At 41.6% G+C, this 16969-nt stretch carries 29 protein-coding genes; all 29 read left to right on the top strand.

Annotated elements, in window-relative coordinates; translation table 11 throughout:
- Nucleotides 1-75: 75 nt before the first annotated feature.
- The 29 genes from NST97_RS13655 (at nucleotide 76) to map (ending at nucleotide 16961) form a co-directional block, all read left to right on the top strand.
- On the top strand, nucleotides 76-324 hold the full coding sequence (locus NST97_RS13655; RefSeq protein WP_063387152.1) for a 50S ribosomal protein L7ae-like protein: 249 nt from the start codon (nucleotides 76-78) through the stop codon (nucleotides 322-324).
- A 101-nt stretch (nucleotides 325-425) separates the two neighbouring features.
- The gene (gene rpsL / locus NST97_RS13660) at nucleotides 426-839 is read left to right on the top strand and encodes a 30S ribosomal protein S12 (protein ID WP_063387153.1); all 414 of its coding nucleotides are present in this window, start codon (nucleotides 426-428) and stop codon (nucleotides 837-839) included.
- 42 nt (nucleotides 840-881) lie between these two features.
- Nucleotides 882-1352 (top strand): 30S ribosomal protein S7, encoded by a 471-nt coding sequence (rpsG, locus tag NST97_RS13665; protein ID WP_063387154.1) that lies wholly within the window; start codon nucleotides 882-884, stop codon nucleotides 1350-1352.
- A gap of 47 nt (nucleotides 1353-1399) precedes the next feature.
- Complete coding sequence (gene fusA, locus NST97_RS13670) at nucleotides 1400-3478, top strand: elongation factor G (protein ID WP_063387155.1); 2079 nt, start codon at nucleotides 1400-1402, stop codon at nucleotides 3476-3478.
- Nucleotides 3479-3609: 131 nt separating this feature from the next.
- A complete protein-coding gene (gene tuf / locus NST97_RS13675) occupies nucleotides 3610-4797 on the top strand; it encodes an elongation factor Tu (protein WP_063387156.1) in 1188 nt (395 codons plus the stop codon).
- 272 nt (nucleotides 4798-5069) lie between these two features.
- On the top strand, nucleotides 5070-5378 hold the full coding sequence (gene rpsJ, locus NST97_RS13680; protein WP_063387157.1) for a 30S ribosomal protein S10: 309 nt from the start codon (nucleotides 5070-5072) through the stop codon (nucleotides 5376-5378).
- A 39-nt stretch (nucleotides 5379-5417) separates the two neighbouring features.
- Nucleotides 5418-6047 (top strand): 50S ribosomal protein L3, encoded by a 630-nt coding sequence (gene rplC, locus NST97_RS13685; protein ID WP_063387158.1) that lies wholly within the window; start codon nucleotides 5418-5420, stop codon nucleotides 6045-6047.
- 28 nt (nucleotides 6048-6075) lie between these two features.
- Nucleotides 6076-6699, top strand: coding sequence for a 50S ribosomal protein L4 (gene rplD, locus NST97_RS13690; RefSeq protein WP_144597965.1), 624 nt, complete (start codon nucleotides 6076-6078; stop codon nucleotides 6697-6699).
- A complete protein-coding gene (gene rplW, locus NST97_RS13695) occupies nucleotides 6699-6986 on the top strand; it encodes a 50S ribosomal protein L23 (RefSeq protein WP_063387160.1) in 288 nt (95 codons plus the stop codon). The genes rplD and rplW overlap by 1 nt, the downstream gene beginning before the upstream one ends.
- Before the next feature lie 27 nt (nucleotides 6987-7013).
- Nucleotides 7014-7844 (top strand): 50S ribosomal protein L2, encoded by an 831-nt coding sequence (gene rplB, locus NST97_RS13700; protein WP_063387161.1) that lies wholly within the window; start codon nucleotides 7014-7016, stop codon nucleotides 7842-7844.
- Nucleotides 7845-7901: 57 nt separating this feature from the next.
- Nucleotides 7902-8180, top strand: coding sequence for a 30S ribosomal protein S19 (gene rpsS, locus NST97_RS13705; RefSeq protein WP_063387162.1), 279 nt, complete (start codon nucleotides 7902-7904; stop codon nucleotides 8178-8180).
- Between the two features lie 20 nt (nucleotides 8181-8200).
- On the top strand, nucleotides 8201-8542 hold the full coding sequence (gene rplV / locus NST97_RS13710) for a 50S ribosomal protein L22 (protein ID WP_063387163.1): 342 nt from the start codon (nucleotides 8201-8203) through the stop codon (nucleotides 8540-8542).
- A gap of 3 nt (nucleotides 8543-8545) precedes the next feature.
- Complete coding sequence (rpsC, locus tag NST97_RS13715) at nucleotides 8546-9202, top strand: 30S ribosomal protein S3 (RefSeq protein WP_063387164.1); 657 nt, start codon at nucleotides 8546-8548, stop codon at nucleotides 9200-9202.
- A 2-nt stretch (nucleotides 9203-9204) separates the two neighbouring features.
- Nucleotides 9205-9639: a 50S ribosomal protein L16 gene (gene rplP, locus NST97_RS13720; RefSeq protein WP_063387165.1), complete on the top strand. Its 435-nt coding sequence runs from the start codon at nucleotides 9205-9207 to the stop codon at nucleotides 9637-9639.
- On the top strand, nucleotides 9629-9829 hold the full coding sequence (gene rpmC, locus NST97_RS13725) for a 50S ribosomal protein L29 (RefSeq protein ID WP_063387166.1): 201 nt from the start codon (nucleotides 9629-9631) through the stop codon (nucleotides 9827-9829). The genes rplP and rpmC overlap by 11 nt, the downstream gene beginning before the upstream one ends.
- A 21-nt stretch (nucleotides 9830-9850) precedes the next feature.
- Entirely contained in the window at nucleotides 9851-10114 is a 264-nt protein-coding gene (rpsQ, locus tag NST97_RS13730; protein ID WP_063387167.1) for a 30S ribosomal protein S17, read from the top strand.
- 41 nt (nucleotides 10115-10155) lie between these two features.
- Nucleotides 10156-10524 (top strand): 50S ribosomal protein L14, encoded by a 369-nt coding sequence (rplN, locus tag NST97_RS13735; protein WP_063387168.1) that lies wholly within the window; start codon nucleotides 10156-10158, stop codon nucleotides 10522-10524.
- A 35-nt stretch (nucleotides 10525-10559) separates the two neighbouring features.
- On the top strand, nucleotides 10560-10871 hold the full coding sequence (gene rplX, locus NST97_RS13740; protein ID WP_063387169.1) for a 50S ribosomal protein L24: 312 nt from the start codon (nucleotides 10560-10562) through the stop codon (nucleotides 10869-10871).
- Nucleotides 10872-10891: 20 nt separating this feature from the next.
- Entirely contained in the window at nucleotides 10892-11437 is a 546-nt protein-coding gene (gene rplE / locus NST97_RS13745) for a 50S ribosomal protein L5 (protein WP_063387170.1), read from the top strand.
- A gap of 20 nt (nucleotides 11438-11457) precedes the next feature.
- The gene (locus tag NST97_RS13750) at nucleotides 11458-11643 is read left to right on the top strand and encodes a type Z 30S ribosomal protein S14 (protein WP_063387171.1); all 186 of its coding nucleotides are present in this window, start codon (nucleotides 11458-11460) and stop codon (nucleotides 11641-11643) included.
- Nucleotides 11644-11673: 30 nt separating this feature from the next.
- Nucleotides 11674-12072, top strand: a complete 399-nt coding sequence (gene rpsH / locus NST97_RS13755; RefSeq protein WP_063387172.1) for a 30S ribosomal protein S8 — start codon at nucleotides 11674-11676, stop codon at nucleotides 12070-12072.
- A gap of 29 nt (nucleotides 12073-12101) precedes the next feature.
- Nucleotides 12102-12638, top strand: coding sequence for a 50S ribosomal protein L6 (gene rplF, locus NST97_RS13760; RefSeq protein ID WP_063387173.1), 537 nt, complete (start codon nucleotides 12102-12104; stop codon nucleotides 12636-12638).
- 31 nt (nucleotides 12639-12669) lie between these two features.
- A complete protein-coding gene (gene rplR, locus NST97_RS13765) occupies nucleotides 12670-13032 on the top strand; it encodes a 50S ribosomal protein L18 (protein ID WP_063387174.1) in 363 nt (120 codons plus the stop codon).
- A gap of 21 nt (nucleotides 13033-13053) precedes the next feature.
- On the top strand, nucleotides 13054-13554 hold the full coding sequence (rpsE, locus tag NST97_RS13770; RefSeq protein WP_063387175.1) for a 30S ribosomal protein S5: 501 nt from the start codon (nucleotides 13054-13056) through the stop codon (nucleotides 13552-13554).
- A 13-nt stretch (nucleotides 13555-13567) separates the two neighbouring features.
- On the top strand, nucleotides 13568-13750 hold the full coding sequence (rpmD, locus tag NST97_RS13775) for a 50S ribosomal protein L30 (protein WP_063387176.1): 183 nt from the start codon (nucleotides 13568-13570) through the stop codon (nucleotides 13748-13750).
- Between the two features lie 23 nt (nucleotides 13751-13773).
- The gene (gene rplO / locus NST97_RS13780; RefSeq protein ID WP_063387177.1) at nucleotides 13774-14214 is read left to right on the top strand and encodes a 50S ribosomal protein L15; all 441 of its coding nucleotides are present in this window, start codon (nucleotides 13774-13776) and stop codon (nucleotides 14212-14214) included.
- Nucleotides 14214-15506 carry a preprotein translocase subunit SecY gene (gene secY, locus NST97_RS13785; RefSeq protein ID WP_063387178.1) on the top strand — a complete coding sequence of 431 codons (1293 nt, stop codon included), beginning with the start codon at nucleotides 14214-14216 and terminating at the stop codon, nucleotides 15504-15506. Before rplO ends, secY begins: the two co-directional genes overlap by 1 nt.
- Nucleotides 15507-15564: 58 nt before the next feature.
- Nucleotides 15565-16218: an adenylate kinase gene (locus tag NST97_RS13790; protein WP_063387179.1), complete on the top strand. Its 654-nt coding sequence runs from the start codon at nucleotides 15565-15567 to the stop codon at nucleotides 16216-16218.
- A complete protein-coding gene (gene map, locus NST97_RS13795; protein WP_117017136.1) occupies nucleotides 16215-16961 on the top strand; it encodes a type I methionyl aminopeptidase in 747 nt (248 codons plus the stop codon). Before NST97_RS13790 ends, map begins: the two co-directional genes overlap by 4 nt.
- Nucleotides 16962-16969 lie beyond the last annotated feature (8 nt).

Genomic DNA, 16969 nt, shown 5'->3' on the forward strand with positions numbered 1-16969 from the left:
TTGACATCCATCTTTTCCAATGTTAATATTATCAAGGTGTGTAAATATCACCTGTCACTTTGGAGGATATGAAATATGTCTTATGAAAAAGTAGCACAGGCTGAAAAGATTATTATTGGTACAAAGCAAACAGTGAAAGCTCTGAAAAATGACACTGTAAAGGAAGTTATCATTGCAGTGGATGCTGACCCGAAAGTGACAAACAAAGTGGTTCAGCTGGCTGAAGAGAAAGAAGTTCCTTTAATTAAGGTCGATTCTATGAAGAAGCTCGGAAAAGCTTGCGGAATAGAAGTTGGAGCGGCAGCTGTTGCAATTATAAAATAAACATTGTTTTTGTAGATTTCTGCAAAAACAATTGTTTTTACCAAATTATGAACCGCCTGGATGTGTGGGTTTGAAAAAACGTTTGAAGGGAGGAAATGTATATGCCTACAATTAACCAATTAGTGCGAAAAGGCCGCACGCGCAAAGTAGTAAAATCAAAATCTCCTGCGTTAAACAAAGGATACAACAGCTTCAAAAAAGAACAAACAAATTTATCTTCGCCGCAAAAACGAGGAGTATGTACACGTGTTGGAACAATGACACCTAAAAAACCAAACTCAGCTCTTCGTAAATATGCACGTGTCCGCTTGTCAAACGGAATTGAAGTAACAGCTTATATTCCGGGGATCGGACATAACCTGCAAGAGCACAGCGTTGTGCTAATCCGCGGCGGACGTGTAAAAGACTTGCCTGGTGTCCGCTATCATATCGTACGCGGAGCTCTTGACACAGCTGGAGTTGAAAACCGTAAGCAAGGCCGTTCCAAATATGGAACGAAACGTCCTAAAAACTAAAAGATAATATAATAAATACAGAATGAAGGGAGGAATTTAGTGATGCCACGTAAAGGACCTGTACCAAAACGTGACGTACTACCAGATCCAATTTACAATTCAAAATTAGTAACTCGTCTGATTAATAAAATCATGATTGACGGTAAAAAAAGCAAAGCGCAAAAAATTCTTTACAATGCATTTGATATCGTGAGAGAACGAACTGGCAAAGATCCAATGGAAGTGTTTGAACAAGCATTGAAAAATATTATGCCAGTATTAGAAGTTCGTGCACGCCGAGTAGGGGGCGCAAACTACCAAGTACCTGTAGAGGTTCGTCCTGAACGCCGCACAACTTTGGGTCTTCGCTGGTTAGTAAACTATGCCCGCCTTCGTGGTGAAAGAACGATGGAAGAACGTCTTGCGGCTGAAATCATTGACGCAGCAAACAACACAGGTGCGGCAGTGAAAAAGCGTGAAGATACACATAAAATGGCTGAAGCGAATAGAGCATTTGCACATTATCGCTGGTAATAAACATAATATTTATCAATACCCATGAAGGAAGGAGAAATTACCCGATGCCAAGAGAGTTCTCCTTAGAAAAAACTCGCAATATCGGTATTATGGCGCACATTGATGCTGGTAAGACGACAACAACTGAGAGAATTTTGTTCTATACAGGCCGCATTCACAAAATCGGGGAGACTCACGAAGGAGCTTCCCAAATGGACTGGATGGAGCAAGAACAAGAACGCGGTATTACCATTACATCTGCCGCTACAACAGCTCAATGGAAGGGACATCGGATCAATATTATTGATACGCCAGGGCACGTAGACTTCACGGTTGAAGTTGAACGTTCTTTGAGAGTCCTAGACGGAGCAGTTGCAGTTCTTGATGCTCAGTCTGGCGTTGAGCCGCAAACGGAAACAGTTTGGCGCCAAGCAACAACATACGGAGTGCCGCGCATTGTATTTGTTAACAAAATGGATAAAATCGGCGCAGACTTTTTATACTCTGTCAAAACACTTCACGATCGCTTAGAGGCTAACGCACACCCTATTCAGCTCCCGATTGGAGCAGAAGATCAATTTGAAGGTATCATTGACCTTGTGGAAATGAAAGCATATTACTATCTGGATGATCTAGGTACGCGTTCGGAAGCTCGTGAAATTCCAGACGAGTATAAAGAACAAGCAGAAGAGCTGCACACTCGATTGATTGAAGCAGTTGCAGAGCTTGATGAAGAATTGATGATGAAGTACCTTGAAGGAGAGGAAATTTCCGTTGACGAGCTGAAAGCAGCTATCCGTAAAGGTACTTGTAACGTTGAGTTTTATCCTGTTTTATGCGGCTCAGCTTTTAAAAACAAAGGCGTGCAGCTAATGCTGGATGCGGTAATTGATTACTTGCCATCGCCAATCGATGTGCCACCGATAAAAGGCGTCATCCCTGATACAGAGGAAGAAACAGTTCGCAAATCAAGCGACGATGAACCATTTGCTGCATTGGCGTTTAAAGTAATGACAGACCCATATGTAGGAAAATTAACTTTCTTCCGCGTATATTCAGGAACATTAAGTTCCGGTTCATACGTATCCAATTCCACAAAAGGTAAACGTGAACGGATTGGACGTATTCTACAAATGCACGCGAATCACCGCGAAGAAATTCCAATGGTATATGCAGGTGATATTGCTGCTGCAGTTGGTTTAAAAGATACAACAACTGGAGATACTCTATGTGATGAAAACCATCCGGTTATTTTAGAATCGATGGAGTTTCCAGAGCCTGTTATCAGAGTTGCGATTGAACCTAAATCAAAAGCAGACCAAGACAAAATGTCAACAGCATTGCAAAAACTATCTGAAGAAGACCCAACATTCAAATCGCATACGGATCCGGAAACTGGCCAAACAATTATTGCCGGTATGGGCGAACTTCACCTTGACATTATCGTTGACCGTATGAAACGTGAATTTAAAGTTGAGTGTAATGTCGGTGCGCCACAAGTTGCGTATCGCGAAACATTCCGCTCATCCGCACAAGTTGAAGGTAAATTCGTACGTCAATCAGGCGGACGCGGACAATACGGTCACGTTTGGATCGAATTCAGTCCAAATGAAGAAGGAAAAGGATTTGAATTCGAAAACGCAATTGTCGGTGGTGTCGTTCCACGCGAGTACATTCCAGCGGTTCAGGCTGGTTTGGAAGATGCTATGCAAAACGGTGTGCTTGCAGGCTATCCGTTAATTGACATTAAAGCTAAACTTTTTGATGGGTCTTACCACGATGTTGACTCAAGTGAGATGGCATTTAAAATTGCCGCTTCACTTGCCCTTAAAAATGCTGCTCAAAAATGTAACCCGGTACTCCTTGAGCCAATTATGAAAGTTGAAGTAATTGTACCTGAAGAGTACATGGGAGACATCATGGGTGATATCACTTCACGCCGTGGACGTGTGGAAGGAATGGAAGCACGTGGAAATGCACAAGTTGTAAAAGCAATGGTTCCACTTGCTGAAATGTTTGGTTATGCAACCGCACTTCGTTCCAATACACAAGGACGCGGTACATTTACGATGCACTTCGATCATTACGAAGAGGTGCCTAAAAACATTGCAGAAGAAATTATCAAAAAAAATAAAGGCGAATAATTGATTTTCAACCATTGTTCAAGTATAAATACTTATGTAGCCCTTGGATGCGGATGCACTTGCGCCGCCTCCAAGTATTCTATATATTTATTTAAAATGAAACATATTTTTTTAAGGAGGAAAAATTACTTATGGCTAAAGCGAAATATGAACGCTCTAAACCACATGTTAACATTGGTACAATCGGCCACGTTGACCATGGTAAAACTACTTTGACTGCAGCTATTACTACTGTTCTTGCAAAACAAGGTAAAGCTGAAGCTCGTGCATATGATCAAATTGACGGTGCTCCAGAAGAGCGTGAACGCGGAATCACGATTTCAACTGCACACGTAGAATACGAAACTGACAACCGCCACTATGCACACGTTGACTGCCCTGGACACGCAGACTATGTTAAAAACATGATCACTGGTGCTGCTCAAATGGACGGCGCTATCCTAGTTGTTTCTGCTGCTGACGGTCCTATGCCGCAAACTCGTGAGCACATTCTTTTATCTCGCCAAGTAGGTGTGCCTTACATCGTTGTATTCTTAAACAAATGCGACATGGTAGACGACGAAGAATTATTAGAACTAGTTGAAATGGAAGTTCGTGACCTTCTTTCTGAATATGACTTCCCTGGCGACGATGTACCTGTTATCAAAGGTTCTGCGCTTAAAGCACTTGAAGGAGATGCTGAATGGGAAGAAAAAATCATTGAATTAATGAACGCAGTTGACGAATACATCCCAACTCCAGAACGCGATACAGAAAAACCTTTCATGATGCCTGTTGAAGACGTATTCTCTATCACTGGTCGCGGTACAGTTGCAACTGGTCGTGTAGAACGCGGCGTTGTAAAAGTTGGTGACGAAGTAGAAATCGTTGGTTTAGCTGAAGAATCTAAGAAAACAACTGTTACTGGTGTTGAAATGTTCCGTAAGCTTCTTGATCAAGCTGAAGCTGGAGACAACATCGGTGCTTTACTTCGCGGTATCGCACGTGACGAAGTAGAACGCGGCCAAGTTTTAGCAAAACCTGGTTCTATCACACCGCACAAAAAATTCAAAGCACAAGTTTACGTTCTTTCTAAAGAAGAAGGTGGACGTCATACTCCATTCTTCTCTAACTACCGTCCACAATTCTATTTCCGTACTACAGACGTAACTGGAATTATCACTCTTCCAGAAGGCGTAGAAATGGTAATGCCTGGAGATAACGTTGAAATGACTGTTGAACTCATTTCTCCAGTTGCGATTGAAGACGGTACGAAATTCTCTATCCGCGAAGGCGGTCGTACTGTAGGTGCAGGATCTGTTTCAGCTATCCTTGACTAATTGAAAAAAGCGAGTCGAATAGGCTCGCTTTTTTTATTATAAATATGAAGTCTGCAAAGCATTAACTTTTAAAGAAACAACACTAAATTTTATAGGAAATCCTGAATTTTTCTTGCATTAGACACCTGTTTTTTATATAATGTATACCGTTGGTCTTTGACTGCGATGAAGCGGGAGGTTGCTGATACACCCGGCCGCTTTGCCATGGCGGGCGTACAGGAAATTCTCGTGGAGAATTGTCTATGGAAAGTAGGCGAAAAGGAGGGAAAATAATGGCAAAACAAAAAATTCGAATTCGATTAAAAGCGTATGATCACAGAATCCTTGATCAATCTGCCGAAAAAATTGTGGAAACTGCAAAACGTTCGGGAGCAAATGTTTCTGGTCCAATTCCGCTACCGACTGAAAAAACAGTTTATACAATTCTTCGAGCAGTGCACAAATATAAAGATTCTCGTGAACAATTTGAAATGCGTACACATAAACGTTTAATCGATATTGTCAACCCTACACCGCAAACGGTTGATGCGTTAATGCGTTTAGATTTGCCTTCTGGTGTAGACATTGAAATTAAACTGTAACGATAGATTAAAACATTTGAAATTTAGGAGGTGTGACTCATGACCAAAGGAATCTTAGGAAGAAAAATTGGAATGACGCAAGTATTTGCAGAAAACGGTGAATTAATTCCTGTTACTGTAGTTGAAGCATCCCCAAACGTCGTTCTTCAAAAGAAGACTGTTGAAACAGACGGCTACGATGCGATTCAACTAGGTTTTGAAGACAAGCGTGAAAAGCTTGCAAACAAGCCGGAAAAAGGTCACGCTGCAAAAGCAAATACTGCTCCTAAGCGCTTCATTCGTGAAGTTAGAGGTGCTAATGTAGACGAGTATGAAATTGGTCAAGAGGTTAAAGTAGACATTTTTTCTGCTGGGGAACTTGTTGATGTGACAGGTATTTCTAAAGGGAAAGGATTTCAAGGTGCGATTAAACGTCACGGACAATCACGTGGCCCAATGTCTCACGGTTCACGGTACCACCGTCGTCCTGGTTCAATGGGAGCCATTGCACCAAACCGTGTTTTTAAATCAAAAGAACTTCCTGGAAGAATGGGCGGTGAACGCGTAACCGTTCAAAATCTTGAAGTTGTAAAAGTAGATGCTGAACGCAATCTTCTTTTAATCAAAGGGAATGTTCCGGGACCGAAAAAATCATTAGTTATTATTAAATCTGCAGTAAAAGCGAAGTAATTTCAACAGGAAAGGAGGAAACGGAAAAATGCCGAAAGTTACGTTATATAACCAAAACGGATCAGCAGTTGGCGAAATCGAATTAAATGATTCTGTTTTTGGTATTGAGCCGAATAAACACGTATTATTTGAAGCTGTCATTATGCAAAGAGCTTCTCAAAGACAAGGCACTCATAAAGTAAAAAACCGTTCTGAAGTTAGTGGCGGTGGCCGTAAGCCATGGCGTCAAAAAGGTACAGGACGCGCACGTCAGGGATCCATCCGTTCACCTCAATGGCGCGGAGGTGGGACAGTATTTGGACCAACACCTCGCACATATGCATACAAATTACCGAAAAAAGTCCGCCGCTTAGCAATCAAATCAGCTTTATCTTCTAAAGTTCAAGAGAACAATATTGTTGTATTAGAAGATTTAGTGTTGGAAGCTCCAAAAACGAAAGAAATGGCTGGAATTCTCAAAGGGCTTTCCGTTGACAGAAAAGCGCTGATTGTAACAGGAGACGAAAACGAAAATGTAATCCTGTCTGCACGCAATATTCCAGGTGTAACAGTTGTTACGGCTAATGGAATCAACGTGTTGGATGTGTTGAACCATGATAAACTTGTTATTACAAAAGCAGCGGTGGAAAAAGTAGAGGAGGTGCTTGGATAATGAAGGATCCTCGAGATATTATTAAGCGCCCCATCATCACTGAACGTTCAATGGATCTAGTAGCTGACAAAAAATATACATTTGAAGTAGATGTGAAAGCAAACAAAACAGAAGTGAAGGACGCTATTGAAAAAATTTTCGATGTCAAAGTTGAAAAAGTCAACATTATGAATTACAAAGGAAAACTTAAACGTGTTGGCCGGTTCAGCGGTTTGACAAATCGCCGTAAAAAAGCAATCGTGAAATTAACGGCAGACAGCAAAGAAATCGAATTGTTCGAAGCATAATTTTGAAAGTGAAGGAGGGAAACTGAGATGGCGATTAAAAAATATAAACCAACCTCTAACGGTCGCCGCGGCATGACAGTATCTGATTTTGCTGAAATCACTACTGACAAGCCGGAAAAGTCGTTGCTTGCTCCGCTTCATAAAAAAGCAGGACGCAACAACCAAGGTAAGCTAACTGTTCGTCATCAAGGCGGAGGCCATAAACGTCAATATCGTATTATTGATTTTAAGCGCGATAAAGATGGAATACCAGGACGCGTTGCTACTATTGAGTACGATCCAAACCGCTCCGCAAACATTGCATTAATTAACTATGTTGACGGAGAAAAACGCTATATTCTGGCTCCTAAAAACTTAAAAGTAGGAATGGAAGTAATGTCAGGACCTACAGCTGATATTAAAGTTGGAAACGCACTTCCTCTTCAAAATATCCCAGTAGGTACTGTCATTCATAACATCGAATTAAAACCAGGAAAAGGCGGACAATTGGTTCGTTCTGCAGGTACTTCAGCTCAAGTGCTGGGTAAAGAAGGAAAATATGTATTAGTTCGTTTAGCTTCTGGTGAGGTCCGCATGATTTTGGCAACTTGCCGTGCCACTGTCGGCCAAGTAGGGAATGAGCAGCATGAATTAATTAATATTGGTAAAGCAGGACGTTCCCGCTGGTTAGGCAAACGTCCAACAGTTCGCGGATCTGTTATGAACCCTAGCGATCACCCGCACGGTGGGGGAGAAGGAAAAGCACCTATTGGTCGTAAATCTCCTATGACGCCTTGGGGTAAACCGACTCTTGGGTTTAAAACTCGCAAAAAGAAAAACAAATCCGATAAATTTATCGTTCGCCGTCGTAAAAAATAACGGGGTTGTTCTACGGTTCATCAGAACCGTAGCGCAATCACGAAGGGAGGTAACATTATGGGTCGTAGCTTAAAAAAAGGACCATTCTGCGATGATCATTTAATGAAAAAAATCGAAAAATTAAATGAAACTGGAAGCAAACAAGTTATCAAAACTTGGTCTCGCCGTTCAACTATTTTCCCATCTTTCATCGGTCATACCATTGCGGTCTATGATGGAAGAAAACATGTTCCGGTATACATTACTGAAGACATGGTAGGACATAAGCTTGGAGAGTTTGCTCCAACTCGTACTTACAGAGGCCATGCCGGCGATGACAAGAAGACAAAACGCTAATATGAGAGGAGGATTTTAGGATGCAGGCTAAAGCTGTTGCGAGAACAGTACGAATTGCTCCTCGTAAAGCTCGTTTAGTTATTGACTTGATCCGAGGAAAGCAAGTTGGTGAGGCAATTGCCATTCTTCGCCATACACCTAAAGCTGCTTCACCAATTATTGAAAAAGTGTTAAAATCGGCTGTTGCAAATGCAGAGCATAACTATGACATGGACGGAAACAATTTATATATTGAAAAGGCTTATGTTGATGAAGGACCAACTTTGAAACGCTTTAGACCACGTGCACAAGGTAGAGCGAGCCAAATCAACAAACGCACAAGCCATATTACGATCATTGTTTCGGAAAAAAAGGAGGGATAATTAGTGGGTCAAAAGGTAAATCCAGTCGGTCTTCGAATTGGCATCATTCGTGATTGGGAATCGAAATGGTATGCAGAAAAAGATTATGCAGACCTGTTACATGAAGACCTCAAAATTCGTGAATACATTAATAAACGTTTAAGCGATGCATCCGTTTCCCGCATTGAAATTGAACGTGCGGCAAACCGTTTAAATATCACTATCCACACAGCTAAGCCAGGAATGGTTATCGGTAAAGGTGGTACAGAGGTCGAAGCTTTAAGAAAGGCTTTGAACCAACTAACTGGCAAACGTGTGCACATTAATATTTTAGAAATTAAAAAAGCTGATTTAGATGCAAAACTTGTTGCGGAAAATATTGCACGTCAGCTAGAAAACCGCGCTTCGTTCCGTCGTGTTCAAAAACAAGCGATCCAACGTGCAATGCGCGCAGGTGCATTAGGTATTAAAACAATGGTATCCGGCCGTCTTGGTGGTGCAGATATCGCACGTTCTGAACATTACAGTGAAGGAACGGTACCGCTTCATACTCTTCGTGCAGACATCGATTACGGAACTGCAGAAGCGGATACAACGTACGGAAAATTAGGCGTAAAAGTTTGGATTTATCGTGGAGAAGTTCTTCCAGCTAAAAAGAACAATGAGGAAGGAGGCAAATAATTATGTTAATGCCGAAACGCGTAAAATATCGTAGAGAACATCGCGGGAAAATGCGCGGACGTGCAAAAGGCGGCACTGAAGTTCATTTCGGTGAATATGGCATTCAAGCTCTTGAGCCTGCTTGGATCACCAACAGACAAATTGAAGCAGCACGTATCGCGATGACGCGTTATATGAGACGTGGCGGAAAAGTTTGGATTAAAATTTTCCCGTCTAAACCATACACGGCTAAACCTTTAGAAGTACGGATGGGTTCCGGTAAAGGGGCACCTGAAGGCTGGGTTGCTGTAGTGAAGCCGGGCAAAGTATTGTTCGAGGTTGCGGGTGTTTCTGAAGAAGTTGCACGTGAAGCACTGCGTCTTGCATCTCATAAATTACCGATCAAAACAAAATTTGTAAAACGTGAAGAAATTGGTGGTGAATCAAATGAAAGCTAAAGAAATTCGTGATCTAACCACTGCCGAAATTGAACAAAAAGTGAAATCTTTAAAAGAAGAATTGTTTAACTTGCGCTTCCAGCTTGCGACTGGTCAGCTTGAAAATACTGCCCGCATCCGTGAAGTACGCAAAACGATTGCTAGAATGAAAACTATTATTCGCGAAAGAGAAATTGCTGCAAACAAATAATCGTGAGAGGAGGTTTGCCAAATGAGTGAACGCAACAAGCGCAAAGTTTATACTGGACGCGTCGTGTCGGATAAAATGGATAAGACCATCACTGTTCTTGTTGAAACTTATAAAAAACACCCGCTTTATGGAAAACGCGTGAAATATTCTAAAAAGTTCAAAGCTCATGATGAGCAAAACAAAGCGAAAGTCGGCGATATCGTTCGCATTATGGAAACTCGCCCGCTATCTGCAACAAAACGTTTCCGTTTAGTTGAAATTGTAGAAGAAGCAGTTATTATTTAATTTGGTTCGGATGAAAAAAATTCCGAAGGGAGGTCACGAACATGATTCAACAAGAATCTCGTTTAAAAGTTGCTGATAACTCTGGTGCACGTGAATTGTTAACAATTAAAGTTCTTGGCGGATCTGGTCGTAAAACAGCAAATATCGGTGATATTATTGTCGGTACGGTTAAACAAGCAACACCAGGAGGCGTTGTTAAAAAAGGTGATGTAGTAAAAGCTGTTGTTGTGCGTACAAAACGTGGTGTGCGCCGTCCTGACGGTTCGTACATTCGTTTTGACGAAAACGCATGCGTCATCATCCGCGAAGACAAAAGCCCAAGAGGTACTCGTATTTTTGGACCGGTTGCGCGTGAACTTCGCGATAAAAACTTTATGAAAATCGTTTCTCTTGCTCCAGAAGTACTTTAATTATGAGTTTGGCTTACCAAGGAGGTGTGTAATCGATGCATGTTAAGAAGGGTGACAAAGTAATGGTGATCGCCGGAAAAGATAAAGGAAAACAAGGCGTGATCCTTGCAGCATATCCGAAAAAGAACCGCGTGCTTGTGGAAGGCGTGAACATCGTGAAAAAACATGCGAAGCCTTCTCAAGATAATCCACAAGGCGGAATTATCAGTAAAGAAGCGCCTATTCATGTATCAAATGTAATGCCATTAGATCCAAAAACAGGTGAACCGACTCGTGTCGGTTATAAAATTGTGGACGGCAAAAAGGTGCGTGTAGCAAAAAAATCAGGTGAAATTTTAGATAAATAATTTGGAAGGGAGGTCTATTTATGAACCGCCTTAAAGAAAAATACGTAAAAGAAATCATACCTGCACTAATGAACAAGTTTAACTATAAATCTGTTATGCAAGTTCCTAAAATCGAAAAAATTGTCATCAATATGGGCGTCGGTGATGCAGTCCAAAATGCGAAAGCGCTGGACAGTGCTGTTGAAGAATTAACTCTCATTTCTGGTCAAAAACCTGTAGTGACTCGTGCGAAAAAATCCATTGCCGGCTTCCGGCTTCGTGAAGGAATGCCGATCGGCTGCAAAGTTACGCTTCGTGGAGAGCGTATGTACGATTTCTTTGACAAATTGATTTCCGTTTCTTTACCACGTGTGCGCGACTTCCGTGGTGTATCTAAAAAATCATTTGATGGCCGCGGCAATTATACGCTTGGTATTAGAGAACAACTTATTTTCCCAGAAATTGATTACGATAAAGTAAATAAAGTAAGAGGTATGGATATCGTAATCGTTACAACAGCAAAAACCGATGAAGAGGCTCGCGAGCTATTAACTCTGTTCGGCATGCCGTTCCAAAATAATCGCTAATTTAGATTGGAGGCGAAAATGTGGCTAAAAAGTCAATGATTGCGAAACAAAAACGCAAGCAAAAATTTAAAGTGCGTGAATACACACGCTGTGAACGCTGCGGCCGTCCGCATGCAGTCATCCGCAAATTTAAGCTTTGCCGTATTTGTTTCCGTGAACTTGCTTACAAAGGTCAGATCCCTGGCGTGAAAAAAGCTAGTTGGTAGTATCGATAAATGGGAAGGAGGTTATTTATAATGGTGATGACAGATCCTATTGCAGATATGCTTACTCGCATTCGCAATGCGAACATGGTTCGTCATGAAAAACTGGAAGTTCCTGCTTCCAAAATTAAACGGGAAATTGCTGAAATTTTAAAGCGTGAAGGGTTTATTCGCGATTATGAATATATTGAAGATAATAAACAAGGTATTTTGCGCATTTTCTTAAAGTACGGGCCTAACAACGAACGTGTTATAACTGGCCTTAAACGAATCAGCAAACCAGGCTTGCGCGTTTATGCAAAAGCTAATGAAGTGCCACGTGTGTTGAATGGATTAGGAATAGCAATCGTTTCGACTTCTCAAGGCGTTTTAACTGATAAAGAAGCGCGCGCGAAGCAAACAGGCGGAGAAGTGCTCGCATACGTTTGGTAATTTTTTAACACGAAATGGAGGTGTCATTCATGTCACGTGTAGGGAAAAAACCGCTTGAAATTCCTTCAGGTGTCACTGTTACGATTAATGGAAATACAGTAACAGTAAAAGGACCAAAAGGAGAATTAACCCGTACATTTCATCCAGATATGGATATAAAAGTTGAAGATCAAGTATTAACTGTTACTCGTCCATCTGACAATAAAGAGCACCGTGCTCTTCACGGGACGACTCGCAGCCTTCTTGCCAATATGGTTGAAGGTGTTTCCAAAGGCTTTGAAAAAAGTTTAGAACTGATCGGGGTCGGATACCGTGCATCAAAATCAGGAAAGAAACTAGTATTGAATGTCGGATACTCTCATCCAGTCGAATATGAACCTGAACAAGGCATTGAAATCGACGTTCCTTCTCAAACAAAAATCGTCGTTAAAGGTACAGATAAAGAGCGTGTTGGCGCAGTCGCTGCAAATATTCGTGCGGTTCGTCCGCCTGAACCATATAAAGGAAAAGGCATCCGCTATGAAGGAGAATATGTGCGCCGCAAAGAAGGTAAGACTGCTAAGTAATGCCGCATAAAGAAAGAAAGGAGTGACGTAGATGATTACAAAACCTAGTAAAAATGCGGTTCGCAAAACTAGACATGCACGCGTGCGTTCAAAGGTTTCCGGTACAGCCGCTCGCCCGCGTTTAAACGTATACCGCTCCAACAAGCACATTTATGCTCAAGTGATTGATGATACAAATCACCAAACGCTTGTGAGTGCTTCTACTTTGGATAAAGAGCTTAACTTGGAATCAACTGGGAATGTAGAGGCTGCTCAAAAGGTCGGCGAACTTGTTGCAAAACGTGCGCTTGAAAAAGGTATTAAATCTGTTGTGTTTGACCGTGGTGGATATTTATATCATGGACGTGTGAAGGCTTTAGCTGATGCAGCTCGCGAAGTTGGCCTTGAATTTTAATTGACAAAGGAGGGAAAAGTGATGCGTCGTATTGATCCAAGCAAACTTGAACTTGAAGAACGTGTTGTTACCGTAAACCGTGTTGCAAAAGTAGTAAAAGGTGGCCGTCGTTTCCGTTTTGCTGCTCTTGTTGTTGTCGGAGACAAAAACGGTCATGTAGGTTTCGGAACTGGTAAAGCGCAAGAAGTTCCTGATGCTATCCGCAAAGCAATTGAAGATGCAAAGAAAAACTTAATTGAAGTACCAATTGTAGGTACGTCCATTCCACACGAAGTAATCGGTAAATTCGGTGCAGGAAAGATTCTCTTGAAACCTGCTGTTGAAGGTACGGGGGTTATCGCTGGAGGACCTGTCCGTGCAGTACTTGAATTAGCAGGTGTTCACGATATCTTATCTAAATCTTTAGGCTCCAATACACCGATTAATATGGTTCGGGCAACAGTTGACGGGTTAAAGCAGCTGAAGCGTGTAGAAGATGTTGCTAAACTTCGTGGAAAAACGGTTGAAGAACTGTTAGGATAAGGAGGGAAAGACAATGGCAAAAAAATTGGCGATTACCCTCAAAAAGAGTGTAATTGGTCGTCCTGAAGACCAAAGAATAACCGTTAAAACATTAGGCTTGCGGAAATTGCATCAAACAGTTGTTCATAATGACAATCCGGCAATTCGCGGAATGATCAATAAAGTGTCACATCTCGTGAAAGTGGAAGAACAATAATCAAATAAGGAGGTGCCAAGGTTATGAAGCTTCATGAATTAAAACCGGCAGAAGGTTCTCGTAAAGAGCGGAATCGTGTTGGTCGCGGTATTGGTTCAGGTAATGGAAAAACTGCTGGACGTGGTCAAAAAGGACAAAATGCCCGATCTGGCGGTGGAGTTCGGCCTGGATTTGAAGGCGGTCAAACTCCTCTATTCCGTCGTTTGCCAAAACGTGGGTTTACAAACATTAACCGCAAAGAATATCAAGTTGTGAACTTGGACAAATTGAATCGTTTTGAAGACGGTACGGAAATTACTCCAGAGCTTCTTTTGGAAACAGGTGTTGTAAGCAAACTGAAAGCAGGTATTAAAGTGCTTGGAGACGGTAAATTAGAGAAAAAATTAACGGTTAAAGCACACAAATTTTCTGCTTCAGCAAAAGAGGCAATTGAAGCCGCCGGCGGTTCTGCTGAGGTGATTTAATGTTCAAGGCAATCTCCAATTTTATGCGCGTGGGTGACATTCGCAATCGAATCTTGTTCACCCTTCTTATGCTGGTAATTTTCCGGATCGGCACTTTTATCCCTGTCCCGGGTGTGAACGCAGACGTACTAAAAGCACAAGACCAATTGAACGTATTTGGCGTTTTGAACATTTTTGGAGGCGGGGCATTGCAAAACTTCTCCATTTTAGCAATGGGGATTATGCCTTACATTACTGCTTCAATCATTGTTCAGCTTCTGCAAATGGACGTTGTACCGAAATTTACAGAGTGGTCGAAGCAGGGTGAAGTAGGCCGCAGAAAGCTTGCCCAATTCACGCGTTATTTAACAATTATTTTAGGATTTATTCAAGCGCTGGCAATGTCATATGGCTTTAATAATATGGCCGGCGGTCTGTTAATCATAAACCCTGGCATTGGAAACTATTTGTTGATCGCACTTGTTTTAACTGCGGGAACAGCCTTTTTAATGTGGCTTGGTGAGCAAATTACCGCAAAAGGCGTTGGGAACGGTATTTCTATTATTATCTTTGCTGGGATTGCTGCCGGCATTCCAACGGCAGTAAACCAAATTTATGCTCAACAATTTGCGGATGTTGGCGATCAGCTATTTTTAAGAATTGTAACTGTCGTTTTGCTTGTTCTTGCCGTTTTATTAGTTGTTGTAGCTGTTATTTTCGTTCAACAAGCATTCCGAAAAATTCCGATTCAGTATGCAAAGCGGCTTGCAGGTAGAAGTCCGGTTGGGGGACATTCAACGCATCTCCCATTGAAGGTTAACTCTGCTGGAGTCATTCCAGTCATTTTTGCAGTATCGTTTATTGTTACCCCCACTACGATTGCATCGTTCTTTGGACCAAATGATGTAACAAGATGGATTCAAAAAACATTTGATTACACGCAACCTATCGGGATGATCATCTACGTTGCATTAATTATCGCTTTCGCTTATTTCTATACATTTGTTCAAGTGAACCCGGAGCAAATGGCTGAAAATTTGCAGAAGCAAGGCGGCTATATACCGGGTATAAGACCAGGAAAAAGTACACAAGAGTACGTAACGAAAATTTTATACCGTTTAACATTTGTCGGTTCTATTTTTCTAGCAGTTGTCTCAATACTTCCTGTCTTTTTTATAAAATTTGCTGACTTGCCTTCTTCAGCACAAATAGGTGGAACAAGTCTCTTGATCGTTGTCGGTGTCGCTTTGGAAACTATGAAGCAGCTTGAGAGCCAGCTTGTCAAACGTCATTACAAAGGTTTTATGAAATAAGAGGTTGTGGGGCGATGAATGTCCCATTCCCTCGAAAAGCGTTTGAGGGGGAGAGTCCATGAATTTAGTATTAATGGGGCTGCCTGGGGCAGGAAAAGGAACACAGGCTGAAAAAATTGTTGAAAAATACAACATCCCGCATATCTCAACAGGAGATATGTTCAGAGCAGCTATAAAAGATGGAACCGAGTTAGGGTTACAAGCGAAGTCTTATATGGATAAAGGCGAATTAGTGCCGGATGAAGTTACGATTGGTATTGTTCGGGAAAGATTAGGCAAGAATGATACTGATAAAGGCTTTTTATTGGATGGTTTTCCGCGCACCGTTGCTCAAGCGGAGGCTTTGGAGCAAATTTTAAAAGAGCTTAATAAAGAAATTGATTATGTTATCAACATTCATGTTGACCAAGAAATTTTAATGGAACGGCTAACAGGACGAAGAATTTGCAAAAATTGCGGTGCAACGTACCATCTTGTATTCAATCCGCCAAAAGAAGAAGGAATTTGTGATAAGTGCGGAGGAAATTTATATCAACGAGCTGATGATAACGCTGAAACCGTTGGAAACCGTTTGGAAGTGAATTTGAAGCAGACGAAACCGCTGCTTGATTTCTATAAATCTAAAGGCTATTTGAAAAATATTGACGGTCAGCAAGAGATTAACAAAGTATTTGAAGATATTTGCAACTTGCTTGGAGGCTTGGGTGAATGATTATTTGCAAAACAAAGCGCGAAATTGAAATTATGCGCGAGGCTGGACGGATTGTTGCTTTAACTCACCAAGAACTCCAGAAATATATTCAGCCTGGTATTACAACAAAAGAACTGGACAGTATTGCTGAAAAGTTTATACGTGAACATGATGCAATCCCCTCATTTAAAGGGTATAATGGTTTTCGCGGCAGTATTTGCACTTCCGTGAATGAAGAGCTTGTTCACGGAATACCTGGAGACCGTGTATTGCGTGATGGAGATATTATTAGTATTGACATTGGTGCGAAATACAACGGCTATCACGGGGACTCTGCATGGACTTATCCTGTCGGTACAATTTCCGAAGAAACACAGAAATTGCTTGATGTTACAAAAGAATCTTTATATAAAGGATTAGAAGAAGCAAAACCAGGGGGAAGACTTTCGAACATTTCTCATGCCATTCAAGTTTACGTCGAATCTCACGGTTTTTCCATTGTTCGTGAATACGTAGGTCATGGCGTAGGGCAAGACTTGCATGAGGATCCTCAAATTCCGCATTATGGTCCACCGAACAAAGGGCCAAGGCTGAAGCCCGGTATGGTTTTAGCGATTGAGCCTATGGTCAATGCGGGAAGCCGTTATGTCAGAACGTTAGCTGATAATTGGACTGTCGTGACTGTAGATGGCAAAATGTGTGCTCATTTTGAACATACAATTGCCATTACTGATACAGGTTATGAAATTTTAACAACACCCTAAGTGAAGGT

It is taken from the genome of Aeribacillus sp. FSL K6-1305, assembly GCF_038050115.1.
GTDB lineage: Bacteria > Bacillota > Bacilli > Bacillales > Aeribacillaceae > Aeribacillus > Aeribacillus composti.

Coding starts and splice junctions, on each gene's coding strand:
- rplE (WP_063387170.1), top strand. CDS start 10,892: ATGAACCGCCTTAAAGAAAAATACGTAAAAGAAATCATACCTGCACTA.
- rpsH (WP_063387172.1), top strand. CDS start 11,674: ATGGTGATGACAGATCCTATTGCAGATATGCTTACTCGCATTCGCAAT.
- rplX (WP_063387169.1), top strand. CDS start 10,560: ATGCATGTTAAGAAGGGTGACAAAGTAATGGTGATCGCCGGAAAAGAT.
- fusA (WP_063387155.1), top strand. CDS start 1,400: ATGCCAAGAGAGTTCTCCTTAGAAAAAACTCGCAATATCGGTATTATG.
- rplD (WP_144597965.1), top strand. CDS start 6,076: ATGCCGAAAGTTACGTTATATAACCAAAACGGATCAGCAGTTGGCGAA.
- rpmC (WP_063387166.1), top strand. CDS start 9,629: ATGAAAGCTAAAGAAATTCGTGATCTAACCACTGCCGAAATTGAACAA.
- rplW (WP_063387160.1), top strand. CDS start 6,699: ATGAAGGATCCTCGAGATATTATTAAGCGCCCCATCATCACTGAACGT.
- rplP (WP_063387165.1), top strand. CDS start 9,205: ATGTTAATGCCGAAACGCGTAAAATATCGTAGAGAACATCGCGGGAAA.
- rplV (WP_063387163.1), top strand. CDS start 8,201: ATGCAGGCTAAAGCTGTTGCGAGAACAGTACGAATTGCTCCTCGTAAA.
- tuf (WP_063387156.1), top strand. CDS start 3,610: ATGGCTAAAGCGAAATATGAACGCTCTAAACCACATGTTAACATTGGT.
- NST97_RS13790 (WP_063387179.1), top strand. CDS start 15,565: ATGAATTTAGTATTAATGGGGCTGCCTGGGGCAGGAAAAGGAACACAG.
- rpsS (WP_063387162.1), top strand. CDS start 7,902: ATGGGTCGTAGCTTAAAAAAAGGACCATTCTGCGATGATCATTTAATG.
- rpmD (WP_063387176.1), top strand. CDS start 13,568: ATGGCAAAAAAATTGGCGATTACCCTCAAAAAGAGTGTAATTGGTCGT.
- rplC (WP_063387158.1), top strand. CDS start 5,418: ATGACCAAAGGAATCTTAGGAAGAAAAATTGGAATGACGCAAGTATTT.
- rpsG (WP_063387154.1), top strand. CDS start 882: ATGCCACGTAAAGGACCTGTACCAAAACGTGACGTACTACCAGATCCA.
- secY (WP_063387178.1), top strand. CDS start 14,214: ATGTTCAAGGCAATCTCCAATTTTATGCGCGTGGGTGACATTCGCAAT.
- rplR (WP_063387174.1), top strand. CDS start 12,670: ATGATTACAAAACCTAGTAAAAATGCGGTTCGCAAAACTAGACATGCA.
- NST97_RS13655 (WP_063387152.1), top strand. CDS start 76: ATGTCTTATGAAAAAGTAGCACAGGCTGAAAAGATTATTATTGGTACA.
- rplB (WP_063387161.1), top strand. CDS start 7,014: ATGGCGATTAAAAAATATAAACCAACCTCTAACGGTCGCCGCGGCATG.
- rplN (WP_063387168.1), top strand. CDS start 10,156: ATGATTCAACAAGAATCTCGTTTAAAAGTTGCTGATAACTCTGGTGCA.
- map (WP_117017136.1), top strand. CDS start 16,215: ATGATTATTTGCAAAACAAAGCGCGAAATTGAAATTATGCGCGAGGCT.
- rplO (WP_063387177.1), top strand. CDS start 13,774: ATGAAGCTTCATGAATTAAAACCGGCAGAAGGTTCTCGTAAAGAGCGG.
- rpsJ (WP_063387157.1), top strand. CDS start 5,070: ATGGCAAAACAAAAAATTCGAATTCGATTAAAAGCGTATGATCACAGA.
- rpsE (WP_063387175.1), top strand. CDS start 13,054: ATGCGTCGTATTGATCCAAGCAAACTTGAACTTGAAGAACGTGTTGTT.
- rplF (WP_063387173.1), top strand. CDS start 12,102: ATGTCACGTGTAGGGAAAAAACCGCTTGAAATTCCTTCAGGTGTCACT.
- rpsQ (WP_063387167.1), top strand. CDS start 9,851: ATGAGTGAACGCAACAAGCGCAAAGTTTATACTGGACGCGTCGTGTCG.
- rpsL (WP_063387153.1), top strand. CDS start 426: ATGCCTACAATTAACCAATTAGTGCGAAAAGGCCGCACGCGCAAAGTA.